Consider the following 3,747-nt stretch of genomic DNA (forward strand, 5'->3'; position numbering starts at 1 on the left):
TATATAGAATGGTATAACAATAAAAGAATAAAACTGAGGTTAAAAGGAATGAGCCCGGTAAAATACCGAGCTCATTATAGACAATTATAACGTTTAATTTAACGTCCAACTTTTGGGGGGCACTTCAATATCACACCTCCCCCCATTCAATACATTGGACTGTTTTATCAAATACTTAAGAAGTTGTTTTAGACTTTGTAACCCATATATCAGTTTAGCATCCAAAACAACTTCTGAAGGTATTCCTTTATTTGGAGTTGTTGGTGATAAAATTTTCCTACGGAGGAAACGAAAAGTTCCAAGAGAGGAGCTGTTTTTGGAACTCGTATGTGTAAGAAATCATTAGCGGGTGGAATGTACGAGAAAAAGTTTTCTGCGAAATGTTTGGTAGTTTGTAGTTTGTTTTTTAACTTTGCAAGTGGAAGGTCTTTTTTATACATTATCAATTCTACTCTCAGTTAATGAAGACAACCTAAGGGGACTACTCTATATATCAACAATGCGCTGTCCTCTTCACACACTCCAACAAAGGGAACGATCAAACATAGACCAACAGCTTTGGCTGGAGATGCGGAAACGCTCAGCTTAACACACAAAACTAAACGTATGACAACTAAATTAACAGAATCTATGAAACCAAGATTACTACTAACCTCCTCGCTACTGATGGTATGTATGAGCTTAACACTCTCAGCTCAAACGCTCAATGTACAGGCTGCAACGCCCCCTACGGGGCAACCTACTGAGGAGACTCAAGGGAGACTTGCCGATGCCTCCAAAGTCAAGGAACTCCTCACGGGTCAAGAGGATACAAGTCCATACTCTACGGACCAGCCTTATATAAAACTTACGACGGCAAAGACCAAAGGCAAGTGGCAATTGACTCTGGGTATAAAGAAAGCTGACAAGGGCACTGCTTGGGCTGACCTAAATGGCAACGGAGTCTACGACAAGGGCGAAGAGAATATACAGACATATAAGCTTTGGAAGCCAGCCATTAGCTCACAGACGATTACGATCTATGGAAAGTTTAATTGGGTAGCTTGCACCCTGAATGAACTGACAGAGCTAGACGTGTCTCAAAACAACCTAATTGCCTACTTAGCTTGTGGTGAAAACAAGCTAGAGCATCTAGACCTGTCTCATAACTCAGCTCTAGAGAAGCTCTACTGCAACAAGAATAACCTACAGGAGCTAAATCTCTCGGCACAGCCGAACTTAAAAGAGCTTTACTGCTTTGACAATCCCAAGCTCCAGGCACTAGATCTCACTCTTCAGACAAAACTAGAAGAGCTCTATACCAATCGTTGCGATCTATCTGAGCTAAAGCTCTCCTCACACCCATTGTTGAAACAACTTAAGGCCGATGAAAACAAACTAACTACTATCAACCTATCGGATCTTCCTGAATTACAAAAGCTATGGCTAGGAAGCAATCAGCTCACTGAGATGGATCTGTCTAAACTGCATAAGCTAGACGACGTACAAGTACAGGAGAATAAAATCTCAACGATTAGCCTGCCTAACCCCTCAGTCATCTCTACCCTAGTATGTGGCAGGAACCCGCTCAAGGCGCTAGATCTCTCGACTCTACCAGCTCTTATGACCTTAGACTGTTCTGAGACCCAAATCTCTGAGTTGGATATCTCTTCTTGTCCTAACATAACGTACATCTATTGTTACTCAAACAGACTAGCGGAAGGTGCTTTGGATAAGACTCTCAGTCAGTTGCCTACTCGAGAGGCAGTAGACAAAGCTTTCTGTATAGCTGTAGACACCACCGATCCCCATGATCTCAATCAAGCGTCTCCAGCGAGCATCTCTCAAGCTAAGGAAAAAGGGTGGAGCGTATACGACTACCAATCAGGCGCTAACGATGGATATAACCCTTACCAAGGGACAGTGGCCGTGGACCAAGTCTTATCTCACGCTCCACAAGTTCGAGTGCAAGGTCAACTAGTCTCAATAGAAGGAGACTATAGTGCTGCTACTGTCTTTCGAGCTAGCGGAGAGACGGTAGCAACTAAGCTTCCCGCTCTACTCCCATCAGGAGTATACATGATCTCCTTAGTTTACCAAGGAGGCCTACTGTATCAAAAGGTCTTGGTAGAGTAGCGCTTTTCATTCTCTCCTAGTCGTCCTCTCTTACAGCTTTGTAACTGGGGGCGACTAGCTACATGAGACTGTTGAAAAAGCCCACGAGCTGGCTTAGGACGATCGGATTGTGTTTTTCACCATAAAAATCGTCCGCTTGTTGGTATAGTTAGACTACGCCTTGGCTTCATTTTTCCCCTCTAGAAGGTCTATTTGACCTCCTAGAGGGGCTTATTTTAGCTTTGTTGCATAATTAGCTGGGGCGCACGTTTGAGATTGTACGCCAACGATTCGATAAGATTTTGATAATGGGTCTTGCGAAGACCTCGGTAACGACATCGTCCGCCATGAAACCAGCGAATGATACTGCCAAAGGTGCGCTCAATAACCCATCTAGTGCCACTGATTAAGCTGTTCAAGGACTTTTGACTCTCTGTAAGGGGCTTACCTCGTGTAGCCTTGTGCATGATACCATCTTCTAGTTTGAGTTCCTTCAAAGCTGTGCGATTCTTTTTGGAGGTATAGCCCTTGTCGGCTAATATCATCGTTTCGGTTCTTCCGAGATTCTGTGTGATGACCTAACAGTGGGATAATAAAGAAGCTGGCTCTATCTTTAGTACCTTTGAAAAAGTTAACCAATACTATTCTTAGTACTTATGATAGAAACCAGCTTCCTATATTACAATTTTGGAGTACGAGACGTTGTCGGTACTCGCAGTGAGTACAAAGGTAACAAAACAATCATACACGTACGCCCCACACGTACGCTTTGTCGTTGCCCCCATTGCCACTCCTACACCTTGCTCAAGAATGGAACAAGAGAGCGACAGATACAAACCTTACCTATTGGCTCCCGCCGTTGCTATCTCAAGCTGACGAACCAACGCTATAAATGCACCTCTTGCCATTGGGACGGCTGGCAAAAGATCCCTGGGATATTGAAAGGCAAGTCCTATACCTATAGATTTGCGCAACATGTCATTGACTTACTTAGAATGGGAACGATAAAGGCTGTTGCGAACCATCTAGGTGTCGGCTGGGATCTAATCAAAAGCATCCATAAAGACTACCTAAACAAGCGTTACAAAAGCCCTAGCTTAAAAGGTCTCAAACGCATCGGCATAGATGAATTTGCTGTTAGAAAAGGACACGTTTATGAAACCATTGTCGTAGACCACGACACGGGACGGATTGTTTATAGTCATCCGGGCAAAGATAAAGAAGCCCTAACCCCTTTTTGGGAAATGCTCAAACGTAGAAAGATAACGCTTGAAGCAGTCAGTTGCGATCTTTCCCCAGCCTATATAAGCGCAGTGATGGAGTATCAACCGAAAGCTCAGATAGTCTTAGACCACTTTCATATTATGAAGTTGATGAATGAGAAAATCGATGCTCTTCGCAGAGACCTATACAGAGAGGAGACAGACCTCAATAAGCGTAAGGTTATCAAAGGAGTTAGGTATTTACTTCTAGCAAATGGAACGGACGTAATGGATCCGCTTCATCGCACAAGGTTAGAGAACGTGCTGGTAGTATCCCAAAAAGTGTGTAAAGGAGGTTTATCTTTGAGTCAAAATTAATCATTTCAATTCATTGTTTTGTTCATCCGTCAGGCGGGCATGAAAAACACCGGGGGGATTGGCGTCCGCCCGG

General features: G+C 43.6%; 3 protein-coding genes and 1 pseudogene. 3 read left to right on the forward strand and 1 reads right to left on the reverse strand.

Annotated features, from left to right (window positions below; all coding sequences use genetic code 11):
* Both ACFO3G_RS03680 and ACFO3G_RS03685 read left to right on the forward strand, forming a co-directional pair.
* On the forward strand, positions 1–90 hold a 90-nt coding region (locus ACFO3G_RS03680; protein WP_380078102.1), incomplete at its 5' end, for an IS3 family transposase.
* A gap of 516 nt (positions 91–606) precedes the next feature.
* A complete protein-coding gene (locus ACFO3G_RS03685; protein WP_380078098.1) occupies positions 607–2,115 on the forward strand; it encodes a leucine-rich repeat domain-containing protein in 1,509 nt (502 codons plus the stop codon).
* Positions 2,116–2,330: 215 nt separating this feature from the next.
* On the opposite strand, the pseudogene ACFO3G_RS03690 reads toward ACFO3G_RS03685, so the two are convergent.
* Positions 2,331–2,642, reverse strand: a pseudogene (locus tag ACFO3G_RS03690) (transposase); the annotation flags it as partial.
* A 108-nt stretch (positions 2,643–2,750) separates the two neighbouring features.
* Here ACFO3G_RS03690 and ACFO3G_RS03695 point away from each other — a divergent pair.
* Complete coding sequence (locus ACFO3G_RS03695; RefSeq protein ID WP_380078100.1) at positions 2,751–3,674, forward strand: ISL3 family transposase; 924 nt, start codon at positions 2,751–2,753, stop codon at positions 3,672–3,674.
* The last annotated feature ends 73 nt before the right edge of the window (positions 3,675–3,747 follow it).

Source organism: Falsiporphyromonas endometrii, assembly GCF_042654485.1.
GTDB classification, from domain to species: Bacteria; Bacteroidota; Bacteroidia; order Bacteroidales; family Porphyromonadaceae; genus Porphyromonas; species Porphyromonas endometrii.

Bases quoted from the DNA above. Each gene is read 5' to 3' on its own strand.
- ACFO3G_RS03685 (WP_380078098.1), top strand. From the start codon at position 607: ATGACAACTAAATTAACAGAATCTATGAAACCAAGATTACTACTAACC.
- ACFO3G_RS03695 (WP_380078100.1), top strand. From the start codon at position 2,751: ATGATAGAAACCAGCTTCCTATATTACAATTTTGGAGTACGAGACGTT.